Genomic DNA, 21,026 nt, shown 5'->3' on the forward strand with positions numbered 1-21,026 from the left:
CCGAAGGCGGGCGTCTCGAAGGATGGCCACGAGGGCACCGCCACGATATGCGATAGCCCTGCGCTTGCGGGAGAGGGGGGCGCACCACCGACTTGATGCGACTCAACTCCCTCTCGTCGCGCGCTACGCCCCCTCATCCAGCGCCACCAGCTCGCGTTTCTTGCGCAGCGACGGCAGCAGCGGGCCGACCAGCAGCACCAGCGCGAAGGCGAGGCAGATCGCCGAGATCGGCCGCTCCACGAAGGTCATGAGATCGCCCTGCGAGAGGATCAGCGATTTGCGCAGATTGTTCTCCAGCATCGGCCCCAGCACGAAGGCCAGCACCAGCGGCGCCGGCTCGTAGCCGAGCTTGCGCATGAAATAGCCGATCACGCCGAACGCGATCATGACGTGGACGTCGAACACGTTGTTGCTGGAGCAGTAGACGCCGATGATCGTGAACAGGATGATCAGCGGGAACAGCACGTTGTAGGGCAGCCGCAGCAGCTGCACCCACATGCCGATCATCGGCAGGTTGAGCACCAGCAGCATGAGGTTGCCGATATACATGCTGGCGACGATGCCCCAGAACAGCGTCGGGTTCTGCGAGATCATCAGCGGTCCCGGCTGCAGGCCGTGGATCACGAAGGCGCCGAGCAGCAGCGCCATCACGACGTTCGGTGGGATGCCGAGCGTCATCAGCGGAATGAAGGCGCCGCCGGCCGCGGAATTGTTGGCCGATTCCGGCCCCGCGACGCCCTCGATCGCGCCATGGCCGAAGCGCTCCGGATGCTTCGAGAGCCGCTTCTCCAGCGCGTAGGACGCGAACGATGCCACCACGGCGCCGCCGCCGGGCAGGATGCCGAGGAAGAAGCCGAGCACGGTGCCGCGCGCCACCGGCCCGGCGCTGGCCTTCCAGTCCTCCTTGCTCGGCAGCAATTGGTTGATCCTGGTCTTGATGATGTCGCGCTTGATCGCCTGCTCGGTGTTGAGCAGCACCTCGGCGACGCCGAACAGGCCCATCACGACCGGCACAAGGCCGATGCCGTCGATCAGCTCGAGGCGGCCGAAGGTCAGCCGCGGCTGCGCCGTGATGCTGTCCAGCCCGACCAGGCCGAGCACGACGCCGATGCATGCCATCAACAGCGCCTTGGCCATCGAGCCCTGGGTGAGGAAGGTGAGCACCACGAGGCCGAGCACCATCAGGCTGAAATATTCGGCCGGCCCGAACGCGATCGCGACGCTGGCAAGCGAGGGCGCCACCAGCATCAGGGCGATCAGCGCGAAGGTGCCGGCGATGAACGAGCCGAAGGCGGAGATGCCGAGCGCCGGGCCGGCGCGGCCCTGCTTGGCCATCTGGTGGCCGTCGATGCAGGTGACGACGGAGGCCGCTTCGCCCGGGATGTTGACCAGGATCGAGGTGGTCGAGCCGCCATACATCGAGCCGTAATAGATGCCGGCCATCATGATGATGCCGGATTCCGGCGTGCCGGACAGCGTCACCGGCAGCAGCAGCGACATCGCCGAGATCGGGCCGATGCCGGGCAGCACGCCGACCAGCGTGCCGATGAACACGCCGATGAAGCAGTAGAGCAAGTTGATCGGCAGCAGCGCGACGCCGAGGCCGTGGGCGACATTGACGAGAGTATCCATGGGCGCTCAACCGATCTCGAACAGGCCGCTCGGCAGCTGGATCGCGAGCAGATGCTTCAGCACCCACCACATCCCGAGCGGGGCAAGGATGGACAGCGGGATCGCCAGCGACCAGCGCACCGGATCGATCACGCGGAGCAGCAACAGCATCAGCGGGATCGCCGACAGCAGGAAGCCGAGCGGCTCCAGCGCAAAGGCGAACGCCGTGAGGCAGACGATGACCAGCACCGGCTTGCCCCAGCGCGCATTCTCCCAGCGCGAGGCGAAGGTCGGGCCGCCCTCGGTGACCGCCGCGATCATGATCGAGGCCGCGAACACGCACATCAGGATGCCGGTATAGAACAGCACGTAGCCGGAGCCGGGATCGTTGATGGTGCCGAGCTTCAGCTTGAGGCCCGACCAGATCACGAAGGCGCCGAGCCCGAGCCCGATCAGCCCGCCCCAGAGCTCGGAGTTGTTGAGGCGGAATTTGACGTTGGTTTGGTCTGTCATGTGTTGTGTTGCTCTCAATCACCGTCACCCTGAGGTGGCGGCGCGAAGCGACGCCCTCGAAGGGCGACGGTGCCCCGCTCCATCCTTCGAGGCGAGCCGCAAGGGCGGCTCGCACCTCAGGATGACGACGGCGCTTGTGGCGACTTAAACTCTACTTCTTCGCCAGCCCGAGCGTGTCGATCACCTTGCGCTCGGACTCGGTGACCTCGCCCACGAACTTCTTGTAGTCCTCGGTGTTCTTGTAGTTCGGCACCATGTCGTATTTCGCGAGGGTCGCGATCACCGCCGGGTCCTCGATCGCCTTCTTGAAGGCGTCGTGCAGCTTGGCGACGATCTTGGGGTCCATGCCCTTGGGGCCGGCGATGCCGAACGGCGAGTCATAGACCATGGGGTAGCCGAGCTCCTTCAGCGTCGGCACGTCGGGATAGTTCGGCGAGCGCGCGCCGGTCCACACCATCAACAGGCGGAGCTTGCCGGCATCGACCAGCGGCCGCCAGCCGGTGGAATCCGCCTGCAGCATGGTGTGCTGGCCGAGCACGGCGGCATTGGTCTCGGCGCCACCCTTGAACGGCACCTGGGTCAACTTGATCCCGGCCATCAGCGCGATCTGCTCCATGCCGATATGCAGCGAGGTGCCGGTGCCGGGCGTCGCATAGGTCACCTTGCCCGGGTTCTTCTTGGCGAAATCGACCACGTCCTGCCAGGTGTTGAACTGCGACTCCGCGTTGGTGGTGACGCCGAAGGTGTAGCCGGTGAGGTGAATGATGTAGGAGAAATCCTTCGCCGGATCCCACGACACTTCCTGCATCAGGGGCAGGCGGAACACGGTGATCGGGATCTGGGCGATGGTGTAGCCGTCGGGCTTGGCGCCGGCGGCCATCGTCGCGGGGCCCACGGTGCCGCCGCCGCCCGCCTTGTTGTCGACCGCGATCGGCTGGCCCAGCACCTTCGAGGCGCTCTCGGCGATCGCGCGCATCGAGATATCGGTCGAGCCGCCCGCCGGCCAGGGCACGATCAGCGTGATCGGCTTGGTCGGATAATCCTGCGCGAGCGCCGCTGTTGACACCAGCATGCCGGCGGCGGCGAGCAGGACCATCAAGCGATTGCGGTGCGACATCTCGATCTCTCCCTTGTGGCCGCGTTCGATCGTGGCCGCGTCTTGTTCGGTGTTGGCAATGATCGTTCCCGTCATGCTGGGACCGAGGGCGCATTGGACAGAACGGGGCGGGCAACGGAAGCGCGAATTGCGCTCGAAGCGCCGGCTGCGACAATTGGTCTGCCGCGACCTGCCGAGCGGCGGAATTCAATCGGCATTTGGTCTGACGGATCGGCCGTTCCCGGCAACGTGCGAGGAGGGCGCGGGGTGTGCGCGCCTGACCGGCAAGCCGGGGTTTGGTCAAGCGAATAATGAAGGGAACCCAAGGGCATCGGCGCCTTGCGGGATTGCGCGCTTGCCGTCATCATGGCGCCGCCCGCTGCAGGAACGCCGCCCGACAGATGACGCCATCGCCTGACGCCACCGACGACGCTGTGACGAGGGCGTTTGCCGGCCTTCCCGCATTGCTCGACGAGGCCCCTCGGCTGGTTGCGCGCGGGCGGCTGCTCGATTGCGACTGCCTGATCGGCCCGATGGCGCGGCCGTTTCATGCCGCGATCCGCGCCGGCCGGATCGTCGAGCTTGCGCCGTCGCCGGTCCTGATGCGCTCCTGGCGCTTTTCCTATCGCGCGACGCCGCAGGCCTGGGCCGCCTATTGGCAGGTCGAGCCGAAGCCCGGCTGGCACGATCTGCTCGCGCTGACCAAGCGCGGCGAGGCGGTGCTGGAAGGCGACCTGCATCCCTTCATGGCGCATCTGCAATACTTCAAGGACCTGCTGGCGCTGCCGCGGCAGCATTTCGCGGCTGCCGTGTCATGAGCGGCAAGATCATGAACGGCCACATCGAGCCGATGGTCGGCCGCTACGTTCACGTCGAGATCGGCGGCGAGCTGCACCGCATCTATTTCGAGGAGAACGGCAAGGGCATTCCGCTGGTCTGCCTGCACACCGCGGGGTCAGATGCGCGGCAGTGGCGCCATCTGCTCGCGGATACGCAATTTGCCGAAAATTTCCGCATCATTGCCTTCGATATGCCCTGGCATGGCAAGTCGAATCCGCCGATGAGCTGGACCGGCGATGAATACCAACTCACCACTGCGCGCTACACCGAGACCATCCGCGCTTTCTGTCGGGCGTTGGGGCTGGAGAAGCCTGTGGTGATGGGCTGCTCGATCGGCGGCCGCATCGTGCTTAACCTTGCGATCGAATATGCCGCCGAGTTCCGCGCGCTGATCGGGCTCGAGGCTGCCGATTTCCAGGCGCCGTGGTATGACACCAACTGGCTGAACCGGCCGGACGTTCACGGCGGCGAAGTCTGCGCCGCGCTGGTGTCCGGGCTGATCGCCCCGCAAAGCCCTGAAGCCGCGCGGATGGAAACGCTGTGGGCCTACAAGCAGGGCGGCCCCGGCGTGTTCAAGGGCGATCTGTATTTCTACCGTGTCGACGGCGACCTGCGCGGCCGGGTCGCGTCAATCGAGACTAAAGTATGCAAGCTCTATCTCCTCACGGGCGAGTATGATTTCTCCTGCACGCCCGAGGACACGAGGCGGACCGCAGCGGCAATAGGGGGCGCCAGCGTCACGATCATGGAGAAGCTCGGTCATTTTCCGATGAGCGAGAATCCGGAACAGTTTCGCCGCTACATCGCACCCGTCCTCGCCGATATTCTCACACAGTAAATCGACCGTTTCCACGCAAGGAGTAGACGTATGACACGCAAGTATCTCATCGGCCTCGCGCTCGCCGCCGCGGTCGGCGCGAGCCAGGCGCAGGCCCAGGAGCTGACCGGCACGCTGAAGAACATCAAGGACACCGGCGCGATCACGCTCGGCTACCGCGATTCCTCGATCCCGTTCTCCTATCTCGACGACAACCAGAAGCCCATCGGCTACGCCATGGACATCTGCTACAAGATCGTCGATGCCGTGAAGAAGGAGCTGAAGCTCGACAAGCTCGAGGTCAAGCTCAACCCGGTGACCTCGGCGACGCGTATCCCGCTGATGGCCAACGGCACCGTCGACCTCGAATGCGGCTCGACCACCAACAATGCCGAGCGCCAGAAGCAGGTCTCCTTCACTAACAGCCACTTCCTGACCGCCAGCCGCTACGTCACCAAGAAGGCGAGCAAGATCAATTCGATCGACGATCTGAAGGGCAAGACGGTGGTCTCGACCGCGGGCACCACCAACATCAAGCAGCTGACCGAGGCCAACCTCGCGCGCGGGCTGAGCGTCAATATCATCCCGGCCAAGGATCATGCCGAGGCCTTCCTGATGGTCGAGACCGATCGCGCGGTCGCCTTCGTGATGGACGACATCCTGCTCGCGAGCCTCGTCGCCGGTTCGAAGTCGCCGGATGACTACGTGATCTCCAAGGATGCGTTCTCCAAGCCCGAGCCCTACGGCATCATGCTGCGCAAGGACGACGCGCCGTTCAAGAAGGTCGTCGACGCCGCCACCGCCGCGCTCTACACCAGCGCCGACGGCCAAAAGATCTACGACAAGTGGTTCAACCAGAAGATCCCGCCGAAGGGCCTGAACCTCAACGTGCCGCTCGGGCCGGAGATGAAGAAGCAGCTTGCCAAGCCGTCGGATTCACCGGATCCGGATGCGTATCTGGTCAACTGATCGCGTTGCTGCGTATGGCCTGCCGCCTCGCGGCGGCGGGTCCTGAAAGTTTGCATGTCCGGCCATTTTTGGAGGAGAATGGCCGGACATTTGCATGGACGCCGCGCGCGATGCCGGCGTAATGCCGTGACCGGCGCGGCCGCGTGGGGGACCTGTGAACTACAATTGGAACTGGCACATCTTCCTTGAGCCGAACCCGATGGGGACCGGCACCTATCTCGACCTGTTGTTGGCGGGACTGGTGGTCACCATCAAGGTGTCGGTGCTGGCCTGGATCATCGCGCTGGTGTCCGGCTCGGTGATCGGCGTGCTGCGCACGCTGCCGTCGCGGACGGCGTCGTGGATCGGCTTCTGCTGGGTCGAGTTCTTCCGCAACATGCCGCTGCTGGTGCAGCTGTTCCTGTGGTTCTTCGTGCTGCCCGAGCTGCTGCCGCGGTCCGCCGGGCTGTGGCTGAAGCAGTTGCCGAACGCGCCGTTCTGGACCGCTGCGATCGGCGTCGGCTTCTTCATGTCGGCGCGCGTCGCCGTGCAATTGCAGGCCGGCATCACCTCGCTGCCGCGCGGGCAGAAGCAGGCCTCGACCGCGCTCGGCCTCACCACGGTGCAGACCTATCGCTACGTGCTGCTGCCGATGGCATTCCGCATCATCCTGCCGCCGCTGACCTCCGAATTCCTCAACACCATCAAGAACAGCGCGGTCGCCATCACCATCGGCCTGATCGAATTGACCGGCCAGGCCCGCTCGATGCAGGAGTTCTCGTTCCAGGTGTTCGAGGCGTTCACGGCTGCAACCGTGCTCTACCTGCTCCTCAATTTCGTCGTGGTGACCGCGATGCGCTTCCTCGAGCGCTATGTCGCGATCCCCGGCTACATCACGGGCAAATGACGATGATCGGCAGTTTCGATTTCGACGTCATCCGCCGCTCGCTACCCTACCTGTTCCTGGAGGGCATGCGCTTCACGCTGACCTTGACCGCGCTCGCCGCGTTCGGCGGCCTGGTGTTCGGCACCCTGATCGCCCTGATGCGGCTGTCGAGCTACAAGGTGCTCGGACGCATCGCGGGCTTCTATGTCGACTTCATCCGCTCGCTGCCGCTGGTGCTGGTGATCTTCTGGTTCTACTTCCTGGTGCCGTATATCGGGCAGTGGCTGACCGGCGCGTCGCGGCCGATCACGGTCGGCGCCTTCGCCTCCTCGCTGATCACCTTCATCGCGTTCGAGGCGGCGTATTTCTCCGAGATCATGCGCGCCGGCATCCAGTCGATCTCGAAGGGCCAGCCGGCCGCGGCCAGCGCGCTCGGCCTGACCTATGCGCAATCGATGCGCTACGTCGTGCTGCCGCAGGCGTTCCGCAACATGCTGCCGGTGCTGCTGACGCAGACCATCGTGCTGTTCCAGGACACCTCGCTGGTCTACGTGCTGTCGATCCCGGATTTCCTCGGCGCCGCCAGCAAGGTCGCGCAGCGCGACGGCCGCCTGGTCGAAATGTACCTGTTCGCCGCGCTGGTCTACTTCGTCGTTTCCTGTATCGCGTCCTACGGCGTTCGCCGCCTGCAGGCGCGCATTGCGATTGTCCGGTAGCCAGTCATGCTTTCGAACATTCGAGACACTGCCCCCTTCACCTCTCCCATCGGGAGAGGTCGGATCGCATCAGCGATCCGGGTGAGGGGTTTTGCTCCATCGATAGACCGCAATCCCTCACCCGGCGCTGCGCGCCGACCTCTCCCGATGGGAGAGGTGGAAGCGCGCTCGCTGCAACGCCTGAGTCACGCATGATCGAGATCAACCACGTCAATAAATGGTACGGGCCGTCCTTCCAGGTGCTGAAGGATTGCACCACCAGCGTCGCCAAGGGCGAGGTGGTGGTGGTCTGCGGCCCGTCCGGCTCGGGCAAGTCGACCCTGATCAAATGCGTCAACGCGCTGGAGCCGATCCAGGGCGGCGACATCACGCTCGACGGCGTCAAGGTCAACGATCCCAAGACCGACCTGCCGAAGCTGCGCTCGCGCGTCGGCATGGTGTTCCAGCACTTCGAGCTGTTTCCGCACTTACGGATCATCGACAATCTCCGCCTCGCGCAGGAGAAGGTGCTCGGCCGCAAGGCTGAGGACGCCACCGCCAAGGCCATGAAGCTTCTGGAGCGCGTCGGGCTGAAGGATCATGCCAAAAAGTTTCCGGCGGAGCTGTCCGGCGGCCAGCAGCAGCGCGTCGCGATCGCGCGGGCGCTGGCGATGGATCCGATCGCGATGCTGTTCGACGAGCCGACCTCGGCGCTCGACCCGGAAATGATCAGCGAGGTGCTCGACGTGATGGTCGACCTCGCCGGCGAGGGCATGACCATGATGGTCGTGACCCACGAAATGGGCTTCGCCAACAAGGTCGCCGACCGCGTCATCTTCATGGACCGCGGCGAGATCGTCGAGGACGCCAAGAAGGCCGACTTCTTCGGCAAGCCGCGCAGCGACCGCGCGCAGAAGTTCTTGTCGAAGATCCTGCAGCACTGAGGCAGAGGGCGCCTCTCCACCCGTCATTCCAGGGCGCCTCGAAGAGGCGAACCGGGAATCTCGAGATTCCGGGTTCGACGCTGCGCATCGCCCCGGAATGACGACGGCTACAGGGTTTTCCCCCGTTAACAATTTGCGTATACGAAGGCCTGAAACCCCCTTCGTCCGCAGGAGAACTCGCGTGGAAAAGATCGCTTACGTCAACGGCTCGTTCGTGCCGCATTCGGAGGCCAAGGTCTCGGTGTTCGACCGCGGATTCCTGTTCGCCGACGGCATCTACGAGGTGGCGGCGGTGCTGGAGGGCAAGCTGATCGACAACGCCTCGCACCTGGCGCGGCTCAGGCGCTCGGTCGGCGAGATCCAGCTCGCGCTGCCGGAGACGCTGGAGCGGATCGAGGAGATCCAGAAGGAGCTGGTTGCGCGCAACGACCTCGTCAACGGCATGGTCTATCTCGAGGTCACCCGCGGCGCCGACAGGGGCCGCGACTTCGCGTTCCCGAAGGCCGACGTCAAGCCGACGCTCGTGATGTTCACCTCGGAAAAGGACATCATCAACGCGCCCTCGGCCAAGACCGGCATCAACGTCATCACGGTGCCCGACATCCGCTGGGAACGGCGCGACATCAAGAGCGTGGCGCTGCTCGCGCAGGTGCTGGCCAAGCAGGCCGCGGCCGCGGCCGGCGCCGGCGAAGCCTGGATGATCGAGGACGGCAAGGTCACCGAGGGCGGCTCGTCCTCGTCCTTCATCGTCACCCAGGACGATGTCATCGTGACCCGGCAGAACGGCAACGAGATCCTGCCCGGCTGCACCCGCAAGGCGGTGGTCAAGCTCGCCGAGGAGCGCCAGCTGCGCATCGAGGAACGCGCCTTCACAGTCGAGGAAGCGCTCGCCGCCAAGGAAGCCTTCATCACGAGCGCCTCCGTCTTCGTGCAGGGCGTGGTCGCGATCGACGGCAAGAAGGTCGGAGGCGGCAAAGTCGGCCCGATCACCGACCGCCTGCGCGAGATCTACATCGAGTTCGCCCGCGCGACGGCGGTTTGACACTGCGTAGGGTGGGTTAGCGCAGCGTAACCCACCGACCTTGCTCACCGCGGAGAGAATGGTGGGTTGCGCCTTCTGCTAACCCACCCTACGGTCTGCGCATCGCCTTGGCACCGTCACCCTGAGGTGGCCGCTTCTTCAGCGGCCCTCGACGGGTCGACGGCCCGGCTGTGGCCGTGCATCCTTCGAGACGCGCTGCGCGCTCCTCAGGATGACGGGGATGGATCATCCGCGCTGCTCACGCCGCCACTTTCACCTTCACCGGATGCACCGCGCGGAAGCCGATGGCGATCCGGTTCCAGGCGTTGATCGCGCCGATCAGCGTCGTCAGGTTGACCAGCTCGCTGTCCGAGAACTGGGCGCGCACGGCCTCATAGTCGGCGTCGGGCGCATGCGTCTCTGCAACCAGCGTCAACGCTTCGGTCCAGGCCAGCGCCGCGCGCTCGCGCTCGCTGTAGAGCGGCGACTCGCGCCAGGCGTTGAGCAGATAGAGCCGCTGCTCGGTCTCGCCGTGCTTGCGGGCGTCCTCGGTGTGCATGTTGATGCAATAGGCGCAGCCGTTGATCTGCGAGGCGCGGGTCTTGACCAGCTCGATCAGCGATTGCTCGAGGCCGCTCGCAGCGATCTGGTTTTCCACCGCGACCAGCGCCTTGATGGTCTCGGGTGCGGCCTGGTAGAAATTCATGCGGGGCTTCATTGTCATTCTCCTTGGTTGTGGTTGGGGTTAGTGCGCGCCGCCGCCAGCGAGCTGGCCCGGCTTCTTCAGGAAGAGTGTCGCCGCGAGTGCGATGATCAGCGCGACGCCGAGCAGGTAGAAGGTATCGCTGAAGGCGAGGATGTAGGCCTGCTTCTGCACGATCTTGCCGATCGTCGCGATTGCGCGGTGGGCGGCCGCGGCCTGGTCGGCGACGCCGTGGTTCATGAAATACTGCGTCAGTTGCTCGATCCGGTTCCGCGTGGCCTGTTCCAGCAGCGAGACCGACTGCATCAGCACGTTGGAATGATATTGCTCGCGCTTGGTCAGCAGCGTCTGCAGCACGGCGATGCCGACGGCGCCGCCGAGGTTGCGCATCATGTTGAACAGCGCGGAGGCCGAGCCCGCGTTCTCCAGCTCGATGCCCGCGGTCGCAACCGCCGACAGCGGCGCCATCACCAGGGCCTGGCCGATCGCGCGGACGATGTTGGGCCAGAACAGCTGGTCGGTGGCGTAGTCGTTGGTCATGAAGATGTTCATGAAGTTGGAGCCGGCGAACAGCGCGAAGCCGACGCCGATGATGATGCGGGGGTCGAAGCGCTGCATCAGCCGCGGCACCAGCGGGATCAGCACCAGCTGCGGCAGCCCGGTCCATGCCAGCACCATGCCGATCTGCTCGGCGTTGTAGCCCTGGATGCGCGACAGGTACTGCGGCAGGATGAACACCGAGCCGTACAGCGCGATGCCGAGCAGGAAGTTGGCCAGCATGCCGAAGCCGAAATTGCGGCGGGCGAGCAGGCGCAGATTGAGCAGCGGCTTCTCGACGGTGAATTCGACGATCAGGAAGGCGACCAGCGCGACCGCCGCGATCACCGACAGGCGGACGATGAAGGGCGAGCCGAACCAGTCGTCCTTGTTGCCTTCCTCCAGCACGGTCTGCAGCGCGGCGAGCCCGATCGCCATGGTGATGATGCCGAGCCAGTCGCCCTGGCGGATCAGCGACAGCTTCATCGGGCTCGGATCGAGCGAGACGTACAGCATCGCGATCATCACCGCGCCGGGCACCAGGTTGACATAGAAGATGTACTGCCAGCCCCAGTTCTCGGTGAGATAGCCGCCGATGGTCGGGCCGATCGCCGGCGCGAACGTCGCCGACAGCGCGAACAGCGCGAGCCCGATCGGCTGCTTGGCCTTCGGCAGCAGCGTGATGATCAGCGTGAACGCCATCGGGATCAGCACGCCGCCGGTGAAGCCCTGCACCGCGCGCAGCGCAATCATCTGCGGCAGGTCCTGCGCCAGCGCGCACGCCGCCGAGAACACCAGGAACAGGGCGGCGTTGGTGAGCAGATAGATGCGCACCGAGAACACCTGCGCGAGCCAGCCGGAGAGCGGGATCACCACGATCTCGGCGATCAGATAGGAGGTCGAGATCCAGCCGCCGTCGTCGATCCCGGCGCCGATCGCGCCCTGCACGTCGGCGAGCGAGGCATTGACGATCTGGATGTTGAGCACCGCCATGAACGCGCCGAGCGTCGCCCCGATCACCGCGATCCAGGTCTTTGTCGGGATCGCGGGTGTCGCCGGCGTGGTGGGAGCGGTGAGGTTTGCAGCGTCGGCTGCATCGGCTGTGGGCTGGAGTGCGGTCATCGGGGTCGTCCTTGCTGGCCCACGCAAGATGTATTAGGCGGCGCCTTTCGATAATCCGGGAAACAGTGGAAGGATTGTCCGGCAGTGATTGATAATCGGGCGCTGTTACGACGCGCGACGCAGATCCTTCGTCTGCCAGCCGTCAGTTCGTGAGGTGGGCACGCCTGTCAGGCTCCCTCTCCCGCTAGCCGGGGGAGGGTGGGGTGGGGGCTCTCTCCGCGAGTCGTGTCGTGGAGAGAGCCCCCACCCGCCGCGCGCTACGCGCACGTCGGCCTCCCCCGCAGGCGGGAGAGGCGAAGAAAGTTCGCACTCTTATCGTCGACCGTTGTCTCTACCCGCCGTGCTGCCGCGTCGCCGACGCCAGCCGCCGCTTCTCTTCGCGCTCGGCCAGCACCGTCGCCTTGGTGTTGACGGTCGGGATCGCCGACATGCCCGGCCGCAGCAGGCCGGTGAGACTGTGATCGTCGAGCACGATCTTGACCGGCACGCGCTGCACGATCTTGGTGAAATTGCCGGTGGCGTTGTCGGGCGGCAGCAGCGCGAATTCGAGGCCGCTGGCCGGCGACAGGCTGTCGACATGGCCCTTCAGCGTGGTGCCGCGAAAGCTGTCGACCGTGAGCTCGACCGGCTGGCCGTTGCGCACATGGGTCAGCTGCGTCTCCTTGAAATTGGCGACCACATAGACCGCGTCCAGCGGCACCACCGCCATCAGCTGGGTGCCGGCCTGCACATATTGCCCGACGCGGAGCGTGCGGGCGCCGACCGTGCCGTCGACCGGCGCGGTGATCCGCGCGTAGGACAGGTTGAGCTCGGCCTGCTGTTCGACCGCGCGAGCCCTGTCGGCTTGGGCAACAGCCTGGGCGCGCTGCGTGGTCAACACGTCGACTTTGCGCTGGGCGGCCGACAGCGCCGACTTCGCGTGCTGCAATTGCGCGGTGTTGGCGCGCAGCGCCGCGTCGGTCTGCTGCGCGCGCTGAATGGTGCCGGAGCCGGATTTCATCAGCCCGTCGTAGCGGGTCTGCTCTTCCTGGGCGAATTTCAGGTTGGCCTCGGCGGCGGTGACGTCGGCCGTGCTCTGGTCGATGATCGGCTGCTGCAGTTCGAGCTGGGCATCGAGGTTGCGCACCGAGGCTGTGGCGGCGTCGACATCGGCCCTGGCCTGGCCGAGCGCGGTGCGGTAATCGCGGTCGTCGATCTCGGCCAGCAGCTGGCCGGCCTTCACCGGCTGGTTGTCGGTGACCAGCACCTTGGCGATGTAGCCCGAGACCTTCGGGGCGATGATCGTGGAGTCGGCCTTCACATAGGCGTCGTCGGTGGTTTCGAGGTAGCGGCCGGTGGTGACGTAGTCGTAGCCGAAGTCAGCTGCCACGGCGGCGCCGATGATTGCGGCGAGCCCGAGCGCCACCCGCTTGGCCGTTTTCCGCGACGGACGGAGATCGATTTTGGCCGATTCTTCAGGGACATAAGTGGTGGTCGACATGACATCCTCCGGGTCGAACATTTGCGTCCTTCCAGAAAGGGCGCCCAGTACGGCCCTTAGATGCAATGTCCTCCCCGCTGTGATAATCCCGATAAAACTGGAAGCATTATCAAGCCAGCGCTGATAATCCGGACCTTGCCGAATGGATCGCCTGACCAGCCTGACCGCCTTCGTCCGGGTCGTGGATACCGGCGGCTTCTCCGCCGCCGGCCGCAAGCTCAACATGTCCACCACCATGGTGAGCAACCACGTGCAGTCGCTGGAGGACCGGCTCGGCGCCCGGCTGCTCAACCGCACCACGCGCAAGGTCAGCCTCACCGAGGTCGGCCAGGCCTATTACGACCGCTGCGTCCAGATCCTCGCCGATATCGAGCAGGCCGACGACATCGCGGGCGCCCAGCAATCGGTGCCGCGCGGCACGCTGCGCATCTTCACCAACACCCATCTCGTCCAGTTCCTGTCGCCGGCGGTGGCCGAGTTCCTCGCCACCTATCCCGAGGTCAAGGTCGATCTTACGATCGGCGAGCGCAATGCCGATCTGATCGACGAAAATTACGATCTCGCCGTGCGCATGGTGCCGCCGCCGGACTCCAGCCTGATCGTGCGCACCATCGCGACCTGGCGCCATGTGCTGTGCTGCTCGCACGGCTATATCGAGCAGCACGGCAAGCCAACGCTGCTGGCCGATCTCTCCACGCGCAACTGCATGCGCCACGCCAACTACCCCTATGGCGACGAGTGGCGCTTCGCCGACCGCAAGGGCACGCCGGCCGCGGTGCGCGTCTCCGGAAATCTGATTTCCAACAGCGGCGAGACGCTGAAGCTCGCGGCGCTGGCCGGCGTCGGCGTCTTCCTCGCCGCCGGCTTCCTGGTCCGCGACGAGCTGGAGTCGGGACAACTGGTCCGCCTGCTGCCCGAATACCGGCCGGTCGAGCTCACAATGAACGCGGTCTATCCGCACCGCCATCATCTATCGGCGAAGGTCCGCACCTTCATCGACCTCCTGGTCCGTCACGCCACCGAGCAGCAGAAGCTGATCAATCCGTATTCGTGAGCGAAGGAGCGCGGATGCTTGCGATGATGGCACGCGTGCGCCCTTCATCACCGTCATCCTGAGGAGCCGCGCAGCGGCGTCTCGAAGGATGCACGGCCCGGCTGCTGGCCGTTCATCCTTCGAGGCTCGCTCCGCTCGCACCTCCAGCGACAAAGGCGAAGCCTTTGCGCGGGGATGACGGGACTAATAGTGCGACGTTCCTTCCGCGTCATGACCACCCGGCAGCCGTTGCATAGCCGTTGCGTGTATGAAGATCGCCTCACCTGCCGGGGGCCCGTCATGCCGCTTCGTCTCCTCGCATCACTCCTGTTCGCGATCGCAGCAAATGTCCTGCTGCACGTGCCGGCGCGCGCCGCCTATCCCGACCACATCGTCAAGATCGTGGTGCCGTTCGCGCCGGGCGGCGGCACCGATGTCGTGGCGCGGACGCTGGCGCAGGAGATGCAGAAGGATCTCGGCGTCACCGTCATCATCGAGAACAAGCCGGGGGCGGGCACCATCATCGGCACGCAGAGCGTTGCGGCGAGTCCATCCGACGGCTACACGCTGCTGATGGCGACCTTCGCCAGCGCGGTCAATCCGAGCCTCTACAGCAAGCTGCCCTATGACGCGCACAAGGATTTTGCGCCCGTGGCGCTGGTGGCGCGCTCGTTCAACGTCGTCGTGGTCAATCCGGCTTCGCCGATCAAGTCGATCGCCGATTTGATCGCGGCCGCGAAGGCCGATCCGGAAAAGCTGTCCTACGGCACCTATGGCACCGGCACCTCGGCGCATCTCGCCGGCGAACTGTTCAAGCACATGGCCGGGGTCAATCTCACCACCGTGCCCTACAAGGGCGCGGCGCCCGCCATCACCGACCTCTTGGGCGGCCAGATTCAGGTGATGTTCACCACGGTGGCAAGCTGCGCCTCGCTGGTCGAGGCCGGGCAGCTGCGCGCGATCGGGGTGACGTCGGCTGAGCGCTCGGCCGCGTTCCCGCAATTGCCGACGGTGTCGGAAGCCGGCGCATCCGGCTATGTCGCGGAATCCTGGTACGGCCTCTACGCGCCGGCCAACACGCCGCCGGACATCATCGACCGCCTCAACAAGTCGGCAGCCAAGGCGGTGCAGGCAGAGGCCTTCAAGAAGCTCAGCGTCAATGAAGGCCTCGTGATGGTGGCCTCACCGCCGGCCGAGCTCGACCGCTACTTTGCCGGCGAGGAGGCGCGCTGGCGCAAGGTGATAAAGGACGCCGGCATCAAGGCCGAATAGGCGGCATGCGCCAGGTGACGATCACATCTTTTTGCGTCGCATTGCCGTAACCGTGATTCTAGACGCAACGAACCGGTTCCTGGATCGCTGCCATGATCAGCGGAACCTGCCGCCTTGAGCTGTGTCTTGCGTCAAAGAGTAGGCCATGTGGATTTTGTTGCTGCTGCCGTTCATCGGCTTGCTGTGGGTGCCGTTCTATAATTTCGTCGAGCCCACCCTGTTCGGCTTTCCCTTCTTCTACTGGTACCAGCTCGCCTGGGTGCCAATCTCCTCGCTTCTGATCTGGCTGGTCTATCGCAGCCGCCGGCCTGATGCCGACGAGCCGCGGTGAGGGGACAGCCATGACCGATCACATCGCCTGGGTGGCGCTCTGCGTCTTCATCTTCTTCTTCGCGCTCGTCACCGTGATGGGCTTCTTCGCGGCGCGCTGGAAATCCGGCCCGGTCAGCGAGCATCTCGACGAATGGGGCCTCGGCGGCCGCCAGTTCGGCACCTGGATCACCTGGTTCCTGGTCGGCGGCGATTTCTACACCGCCTACACCGTGATCGCGGTGCCGGCGCTGGTCTATGCGGTCGGCGCCTATGGCTTCTTCGCGCTGCCCTACACCATCATCGTCTATCCCTTCGTGTTCGCGGTCATGCCGGTGCTGTGGAAGAAGGCGCATGCAAGCGGCTACGTCACCGCCGCCGATGTCGTCCACGGCGCCTATGGCTCGCGCGCGCTCGAGCTTGCGGTGGCGTTGACCGGCCTGGTCGCGACCATGCCCTACATCGCGCTGCAGCTGATCGGCATGGAGGTCGTGATCAAGGCGATGGGGCTGTCCGGCGAACTGCCGATCATCGCTGCCTTCGTGATCCTCGCACTTTATACCTATAGCTCTGGCCTGCGGGCGCCGGCACTGATCGCCTTCGTCAAGGACATCATGATCTACATCGTGGTGCTGACCGCCGTGGTCGTGGTGCCGGCAAAGCTCGGCGGCTATGGCGCGGTGTTCGCGGCGGCCAACGACGCCTTCACGGCGAAGGGCGGCGCCACCGGCCTGACGCTGAAGCCTTCGCAATATCTGCCTTATGCGACGCTGGCGCTCGGCTCGGCGCTCGCCGCCTTCATGTATCCGCACACGCTGACCGGCATCTTCGCCTCGAAGTCGGCGGATACCATCCGCAAGAACGCGATCCTGCTGCCGGCCTATACGCTGCTGCTCGGCCTGATCGCGCTGCTCGGCTACATGGCCCATGCCGCCAACATCAAGGTGACGTCGCCGAACGACGTGGTGCCGATGTTGTTCAAGACGCTGTTCCCGGAATGGTTCGCGGGCTTTGCGTTCTCCGCGATTGCAATCGGCGCCTTGGTGCCGGCGGCGGTGATGAGCATCGGCGCCGCCAATCTGTTCACCCGCAATGTCTGGAAGTCCTATGTCAATCCGGAGATCTCGCACGCCGGTGAGGCGTCGGTGGCGAAGATCACATCGCTGGTGGTCAAGGTCGGCGCGCTCGCCTTCATCCTGTTCCTGCCGACGCAATATGCGCTCGACCTGCAACTGCTCGGCGGCCTCTGGATCGTGCAGACGCTGCCGGCGCTGGTGTTCGGCCTGTTCACCGTCTGGTTCCGCGCCGAAGGGCTGCTGCTCGGCTGGGCGGCCGGCATCGGCTGGGGCACGTATACGGCGTGGAGCAACGGGCTGAAGCCGCTCGCCAGCATCTCGTTCGGCGATTCCAGCTACAGCTTCTATGTCGGGCTCGGCGCGCTGCTGCTCAACATCGTCGTGGCGGTGCTCGCGACCGTCGTGGTCGGCCTGATATCACCCGCCAAGCGCAGCGCGGCGGCCTGAGCCGTCGCCTTGGTCTGACGGGGCGGAGGCAAGTCGCGCGGTGAGCCGCGCGACCTCCGCCCTGGTCTTCTCGATCGCGGCATCCTTCACCGGCCCATAGCCGCGGAGCTCCATCGGCGCCTTTGCCAGCGCGACCAGATCGGGCAGCCGTGCCTCGTCGAGCTTGCCGAGCATGGTCTCGATCAGCGCCTCATACCAGCCGATCAGTTCGCGCTCGGCGCGGCGCTCCGCGCTGTAACCGAACACGTCGAACGCCGTGCCGCGCAGCCCCTTGAGCCGCGCGAGCAACCGCAGCGGCGTCTGGATCCATTGGCCGAACGCGCGCTTCTTCGGCCGTCCCCGTGCATCACGTCGCGCCGGGAGGAACGGCGGCGCAAGGTGATATTGCACCGTGAAGTCGCCGTCGAACTCGCGCTTGAGCTCGTCAAGGAAGCCGGTCTGCATATGCAGCCGCGCCACCTCGTATTCGTCCTTGTAGGCCATCAGCTTGAACAGCGCGCGGGCGACGGCGTCGGTGAGGGGAAGATCTTGTCTGCTTGATTCGATCTGTCCGCGTGCCCCGTCCGCCTCTCCCGCTTGCGGGGGAGGCCGGATCGCATCGACAGATGCGATCCGGGTGGGGGCTCTCTCCGCGATACGATTCGTGGTGGGACCCCCACCCCAACCTCGAGAGCGAGCTTCGCTCGCCTCGGACCCCGCAAGCGGGAGAGGGGGCGCACCTCCGTCGCGGCTGCTGCTCAGCGTGGCCTCGGCGCGGCGGACGCGATCGACCGTGGTCCGATAGCGCGCGGCGTAAGCCGCGTCCTGGTACTCACTGAGGAAATCCGCGCGGCGCGCGATCACCTGCTCCAGCGTCTCTGGTACATCGGCCGCAGCACCGTCGGCCTTCGGCAAGAACTCCGGATCGGCGAACGCGATCCGGCCCCAGGCCAGCGCCTGCCTGTTGCGCTCGATGGCGACGCCGTTCAATTCGATCGCGCGGGTCAGCGCCTCCAGCGAGACCGGCACCAGGCCCTGCTGCCAGGCAAAGCCGAGCATCATGATGTTGGCATAGACGCTGTCGCCAAGCAGCCGCTCGGCCAGCGCGTTGGCGTCGATCATGGTGAGGTTGCCCGACCCGATCACCCGCTCGATCGCGCGCAAGCGAACCGGCGAGGCGAGGTCGGCATCGCGAAATCGCACCACATCGCCGGTCGGCATCTCGGCGATATTGACCGCAGCGCGCATCCCCTTGCGATAGGTGCCGGACGCTTTTGCCGACGAGCTCACCACGAGGTCGCAGCCGATCAGCGCGTCGGCCGCGCCCTGGTCGATCCGCACCTGATGCAGCGCCTCGGGCGTAGCCGCCAGCCGCAGATAGCTCAGCACGGGGCCGAACTTCTGCGCGAAGCCCGTGAAGTCGAGCACCGAGACGCCGCGGCCCTCGAGATGCGCGGCCATCGCGATCAGTGCGCCGACGGTGATGACGCCGGTGCCGCCGACGCCGGTGACGAGGAGATCGTAGGGACGCTCGAGCGCCGCGAGCTCCGGCACCGGCAACGCCCCCGCGCGCGCGAGCGGATCGATCGCGCTTGCCGTCTTCGCCCGCCGCTTGCCGCCCTCGATGGTGACAAAGCTCGGGCAGAAGCCGTTGAGGCAGGAGAAATCCTTGTTGCAGGTCGAGATGTTGATCCGGCGCTTGCGGCCGAACGGCGTCTCCTTCGGTTCGACGCTGAGGCAGTTGGATTCCACCGAGCAGTCGCCGCAGCCTTCGCAGACGAGGTCGTTGATATAGGCGAAGCGCGCGGGATCCTCGATCGTGCCGCGCTTGCGCCGCCGCCGCTTCTCGGTGGCGCAGGTCTGCTGATAGATCAGCACGGTGACGCCGGAAATCGCGCGCAGCTCGCGCTGCACGGCGTCCATCTCCTCGCGCGGATGGATGGTGACGCCGGCCGGCAGGTCCGCCGGCGAGAAATGCGCGGGATCGTCGGAGACCAGCGCGATCCGCGCGACGCCCTCGGCGCGGACAGAGTGCGCGATCGCCTGCACGCTGACCGGGCCGTCGACCGGCTGGCCGCCGGTCATCGCCACCGCGTCGTTGAACAGGATCTTGTAGGTGATGTTGGCTTTCGCGGCGATTGCCTGCCGGATCGCCATCGAGCCGGAGTGATAGTAAGTGCCTTCGCCGAGATTCTGGAACACATGGCTGTTGCCGGTGAATTTCGACGACGCCGCCCAGTTGACGCCTTCGCCACCCATCTGGATCAGCGACGAGGTCTCGCGGTCCATCCAGCTTGCCATGAAGTGGCAGCCGATGCCGGCCAGCGCCTTGGAGCCCTCGGGCACTTTCGTCGAGGTGTTGTGCGGGCAGCCCGAGCAGAAATACGGCGTCCGCGTCGCGCCCGGCACCGCGATCATGCGGTCCTGTTCGGGCACCAGCGCGGCGACGCGGCGGGCGAGTTGCAATTCCGGAAACATCGGATCGAGACGCCGCGCCAGCACGTCGGCGAGCATGCGCGGCGACAATTCGCCGGTCCAGGAGATCAGCCGCGCGCCGCTCTCGTCATGCTTGCCGACCATCCGCTCCGGCTTGGCGCCGGGATAGTCGTAGAAATACTCCTTGAACTGGCTCTCGATGATGCCGCGCTTCTCCTCGACCACGAGGATCTCGCGCTTGCCCTTCACGAACTCCATCGCATCGTGCAGCGCCAGCGGCCACACCATGCCGACCTTGTAGATGTCGATGCCGAAGCGGCGGCAGGCCGCCTCGTCGAGCCCGACCAGCCGCAGCGCCTCCATCAAATCGAGATGCGCCTTGCCCGTGGTGACGATGCCGTAGCTCGCATGCTTGATATCGTAGATGTGCCGGTCGATCGGATTGGCTTTCGCGAACGCGTAAACCGCGTGCTTCTTCGCCTCCAGCCGTTCCTCGATCTGCGAGCCCGGCAGATCCGGCCAACGATAATGCAAGCCGCCGGGCGGCGGCACGAAATCCGGCTGCACGAAACGGCGCGGCGGCCGCAATTCGACCGAGGCGCCGGATTCCACGATCTCCGAGATCGCCTTGAAGCCGACCCACATGCCGGAGAACCGGCTCAGCGCGTAGCCATATTCGCCGAAGGCGAGATATTCGCCGACATCGGCCGGATGCAGCGTCGGCATGAACCAGCTCATGAAGGCGACGTCGGACTGGTGCGGCATCGAGGACGACACGCAGCCATGGTCGTCGCCGGCGACGACAAGCACGCCGCCATGCGGCGAAGAGCCGTAGGCATTGCCGTGCTTCAGCGCATCGCCGGAGCGATCGACGCCGGGGCCCTTGCCGTACCACAGGGCGAACACGCCATCGACCTCGCGATCCCTTTGCGTCTCGACCTGCTGCGAGCCGAGCACCGCGGTCGCCGCGAGGTCCTCATTGACCGCGGGCAGGAATTCGATGCGGTTGTCCTTGAGCTGCTCGCCGATCTTCCACAGTTCGAGATCGACGCCGCCGAGCGGCGAGCCGCGATAGCCGGAGATGAAGCCCGCGGTGTTGAGGCCGGCGGCGCGGTCGCGCCGCGCCTGGTCGAGCACGATGCGCACGATCGCCTGTGTGCCGGTGAGGAAAACGCGGCCATTTTCGCGGCTGTAGCGCTCGGACAGCTGGTAGGCGTCGAGCAACGGCATCTGGCCCATGACTGACCCCTCCGGGAATCGC

The 21,026-nt window shown here is 65.5% G+C and carries 18 protein-coding genes; 11 read left to right on the top strand and 7 right to left on the bottom strand.

The genetic code is table 11. From position 1 onward, the window contains the following. Nucleotides 1–123 precede the first annotated feature (123 nt). The 3 genes from QJT82_RS17550 to QJT82_RS17560 all read right to left on the bottom strand — a co-directional run bounded on the left by QJT82_RS17550 (nucleotide 124) and on the right by QJT82_RS17560 (nucleotide 3,241). Nucleotides 124–1,632 carry a tripartite tricarboxylate transporter permease gene (locus QJT82_RS17550; protein ID WP_028341157.1) on the bottom strand — a complete coding sequence of 503 codons (1,509 nt, stop codon included), beginning with the start codon at nucleotides 1,630–1,632 and terminating at the stop codon, nucleotides 124–126. A gap of 6 nt (nucleotides 1,633–1,638) precedes the next feature. Continuing rightward, on the bottom strand, nucleotides 1,639–2,124 hold the full coding sequence (locus QJT82_RS17555) for a tripartite tricarboxylate transporter TctB family protein (RefSeq protein ID WP_028341156.1): 486 nt from the start codon (nucleotides 2,122–2,124) through the stop codon (nucleotides 1,639–1,641). A 151-nt stretch (nucleotides 2,125–2,275) separates the two neighbouring features. Then, nucleotides 2,276–3,241 carry a tripartite tricarboxylate transporter substrate binding protein gene (locus QJT82_RS17560; protein ID WP_028341155.1) on the bottom strand — a complete coding sequence of 322 codons (966 nt, stop codon included), beginning with the start codon at nucleotides 3,239–3,241 and terminating at the stop codon, nucleotides 2,276–2,278. A gap of 380 nt (nucleotides 3,242–3,621) precedes the next feature. Between QJT82_RS17560 and QJT82_RS17565 the strand changes: the two genes are divergently transcribed. The 7 genes from QJT82_RS17565 to QJT82_RS17595 all read left to right on the top strand — a co-directional run bounded on the left by QJT82_RS17565 (nucleotide 3,622) and on the right by QJT82_RS17595 (nucleotide 9,392). Further along, the gene (locus QJT82_RS17565) at nucleotides 3,622–4,038 is read left to right on the top strand and encodes a hypothetical protein (RefSeq protein WP_028341154.1); all 417 of its coding nucleotides are present in this window, start codon (nucleotides 3,622–3,624) and stop codon (nucleotides 4,036–4,038) included. Next, nucleotides 4,035–4,898: an alpha/beta hydrolase gene (locus QJT82_RS17570; protein WP_210199786.1), complete on the top strand. Its 864-nt coding sequence runs from the start codon at nucleotides 4,035–4,037 to the stop codon at nucleotides 4,896–4,898. Before QJT82_RS17565 ends, QJT82_RS17570 begins: the two co-directional genes overlap by 4 nt. A gap of 30 nt (nucleotides 4,899–4,928) precedes the next feature. Further along, nucleotides 4,929–5,846 carry an amino acid ABC transporter substrate-binding protein gene (locus QJT82_RS17575; protein WP_028341152.1) on the top strand — a complete coding sequence of 306 codons (918 nt, stop codon included), beginning with the start codon at nucleotides 4,929–4,931 and terminating at the stop codon, nucleotides 5,844–5,846. Nucleotides 5,847–6,000: 154 nt separating this feature from the next. Continuing rightward, nucleotides 6,001–6,732 (top strand): amino acid ABC transporter permease, encoded by a 732-nt coding sequence (locus QJT82_RS17580; RefSeq protein ID WP_016845630.1) that lies wholly within the window; start codon nucleotides 6,001–6,003, stop codon nucleotides 6,730–6,732. A 2-nt stretch (nucleotides 6,733–6,734) separates the two neighbouring features. Next, nucleotides 6,735–7,427: an ABC transporter permease subunit gene (locus QJT82_RS17585; protein WP_028341151.1), complete on the top strand. Its 693-nt coding sequence runs from the start codon at nucleotides 6,735–6,737 to the stop codon at nucleotides 7,425–7,427. Between the two features lie 191 nt (nucleotides 7,428–7,618). After that, the gene (locus QJT82_RS17590) at nucleotides 7,619–8,350 is read left to right on the top strand and encodes an amino acid ABC transporter ATP-binding protein (RefSeq protein WP_028341150.1); all 732 of its coding nucleotides are present in this window, start codon (nucleotides 7,619–7,621) and stop codon (nucleotides 8,348–8,350) included. Nucleotides 8,351–8,531: 181 nt separating this feature from the next. Next, nucleotides 8,532–9,392: a D-amino-acid transaminase gene (locus QJT82_RS17595; RefSeq protein WP_028341149.1), complete on the top strand. Its 861-nt coding sequence runs from the start codon at nucleotides 8,532–8,534 to the stop codon at nucleotides 9,390–9,392. A gap of 238 nt (nucleotides 9,393–9,630) precedes the next feature. Here QJT82_RS17595 and QJT82_RS17600 read toward each other — a convergent pair whose 3' ends face one another. From QJT82_RS17600 to QJT82_RS17610, 3 genes are all read right to left on the bottom strand, one after another. Further along, the gene (locus tag QJT82_RS17600) at nucleotides 9,631–10,089 is read right to left on the bottom strand and encodes a carboxymuconolactone decarboxylase family protein (protein ID WP_028341148.1); all 459 of its coding nucleotides are present in this window, start codon (nucleotides 10,087–10,089) and stop codon (nucleotides 9,631–9,633) included. Between the two features lie 27 nt (nucleotides 10,090–10,116). Next, complete coding sequence (locus tag QJT82_RS17605; protein ID WP_028341147.1) at nucleotides 10,117–11,733, bottom strand: MDR family MFS transporter; 1,617 nt, start codon at nucleotides 11,731–11,733, stop codon at nucleotides 10,117–10,119. Between the two features lie 331 nt (nucleotides 11,734–12,064). Further along, nucleotides 12,065–13,213 carry an HlyD family secretion protein gene (locus QJT82_RS17610; protein WP_035631700.1) on the bottom strand — a complete coding sequence of 383 codons (1,149 nt, stop codon included), beginning with the start codon at nucleotides 13,211–13,213 and terminating at the stop codon, nucleotides 12,065–12,067. A gap of 142 nt (nucleotides 13,214–13,355) precedes the next feature. Between QJT82_RS17610 and QJT82_RS17615 the strand changes: the two genes are divergently transcribed. The 4 genes from QJT82_RS17615 (at nucleotide 13,356) to QJT82_RS17630 (ending at nucleotide 17,350) form a co-directional block, all read left to right on the top strand. Beyond that, nucleotides 13,356–14,267, top strand: coding sequence for a LysR family transcriptional regulator (locus tag QJT82_RS17615; protein WP_028341145.1), 912 nt, complete (start codon nucleotides 13,356–13,358; stop codon nucleotides 14,265–14,267). A 279-nt stretch (nucleotides 14,268–14,546) separates the two neighbouring features. Beyond that, nucleotides 14,547–15,518, top strand: a complete 972-nt coding sequence (locus QJT82_RS17620; RefSeq protein WP_028341144.1) for a tripartite tricarboxylate transporter substrate binding protein — start codon at nucleotides 14,547–14,549, stop codon at nucleotides 15,516–15,518. A 145-nt stretch (nucleotides 15,519–15,663) separates the two neighbouring features. Then, nucleotides 15,664–15,849 (top strand): DUF3311 domain-containing protein, encoded by a 186-nt coding sequence (locus QJT82_RS17625; RefSeq protein WP_028341143.1) that lies wholly within the window; start codon nucleotides 15,664–15,666, stop codon nucleotides 15,847–15,849. A gap of 10 nt (nucleotides 15,850–15,859) precedes the next feature. Continuing rightward, nucleotides 15,860–17,350 carry a sodium:solute symporter family protein gene (locus QJT82_RS17630; RefSeq protein ID WP_028341142.1) on the top strand — a complete coding sequence of 497 codons (1,491 nt, stop codon included), beginning with the start codon at nucleotides 15,860–15,862 and terminating at the stop codon, nucleotides 17,348–17,350. Here the strand turns inward: QJT82_RS17630 and QJT82_RS17635 are convergent. After that, nucleotides 17,321–21,004 (bottom strand): indolepyruvate ferredoxin oxidoreductase family protein, encoded by a 3,684-nt coding sequence (locus tag QJT82_RS17635; RefSeq protein WP_028341141.1) that lies wholly within the window; start codon nucleotides 21,002–21,004, stop codon nucleotides 17,321–17,323. The genes QJT82_RS17630 and QJT82_RS17635 overlap by 30 nt on opposite strands. Between the last annotated feature and the right edge of the window lie 22 nt (nucleotides 21,005–21,026).

The organism is Bradyrhizobium sp. Mp19 (assembly GCF_029952935.1).
In the GTDB taxonomy this organism is placed as follows: Bacteria; Pseudomonadota; Alphaproteobacteria; order Rhizobiales; family Xanthobacteraceae; genus Bradyrhizobium; species Bradyrhizobium elkanii.

Bases quoted from the DNA above. Each gene is read 5' to 3' on its own strand.
- QJT82_RS17550 (WP_028341157.1), bottom strand. From the start codon at position 1,632: ATGGATACTCTCGTCAATGTCGCCCACGGCCTCGGCGTCGCGCTGCTG.
- QJT82_RS17555 (WP_028341156.1), bottom strand. From the start codon at position 2,124: ATGACAGACCAAACCAACGTCAAATTCCGCCTCAACAACTCCGAGCTC.
- QJT82_RS17560 (WP_028341155.1), bottom strand. From the start codon at position 3,241: ATGTCGCACCGCAATCGCTTGATGGTCCTGCTCGCCGCCGCCGGCATG.
- QJT82_RS17565 (WP_028341154.1), top strand. From the start codon at position 3,622: ATGACGCCATCGCCTGACGCCACCGACGACGCTGTGACGAGGGCGTTT.
- QJT82_RS17570 (WP_210199786.1), top strand. From the start codon at position 4,035: ATGAGCGGCAAGATCATGAACGGCCACATCGAGCCGATGGTCGGCCGC.
- QJT82_RS17575 (WP_028341152.1), top strand. From the start codon at position 4,929: ATGACACGCAAGTATCTCATCGGCCTCGCGCTCGCCGCCGCGGTCGGC.
- QJT82_RS17585 (WP_028341151.1), top strand. From the start codon at position 6,735: ATGATCGGCAGTTTCGATTTCGACGTCATCCGCCGCTCGCTACCCTAC.
- QJT82_RS17590 (WP_028341150.1), top strand. From the start codon at position 7,619: ATGATCGAGATCAACCACGTCAATAAATGGTACGGGCCGTCCTTCCAG.
- QJT82_RS17600 (WP_028341148.1), bottom strand. From the start codon at position 10,089: ATGAAGCCCCGCATGAATTTCTACCAGGCCGCACCCGAGACCATCAAG.
- QJT82_RS17605 (WP_028341147.1), bottom strand. From the start codon at position 11,733: ATGACCGCACTCCAGCCCACAGCCGATGCAGCCGACGCTGCAAACCTC.
- QJT82_RS17610 (WP_035631700.1), bottom strand. From the start codon at position 13,213: ATGTCGACCACCACTTATGTCCCTGAAGAATCGGCCAAAATCGATCTC.
- QJT82_RS17615 (WP_028341145.1), top strand. From the start codon at position 13,356: ATGGATCGCCTGACCAGCCTGACCGCCTTCGTCCGGGTCGTGGATACC.
- QJT82_RS17620 (WP_028341144.1), top strand. From the start codon at position 14,547: ATGCCGCTTCGTCTCCTCGCATCACTCCTGTTCGCGATCGCAGCAAAT.
- QJT82_RS17625 (WP_028341143.1), top strand. From the start codon at position 15,664: ATGTGGATTTTGTTGCTGCTGCCGTTCATCGGCTTGCTGTGGGTGCCG.
- QJT82_RS17630 (WP_028341142.1), top strand. From the start codon at position 15,860: ATGACCGATCACATCGCCTGGGTGGCGCTCTGCGTCTTCATCTTCTTC.
- QJT82_RS17635 (WP_028341141.1), bottom strand. From the start codon at position 21,004: ATGGGCCAGATGCCGTTGCTCGACGCCTACCAGCTGTCCGAGCGCTAC.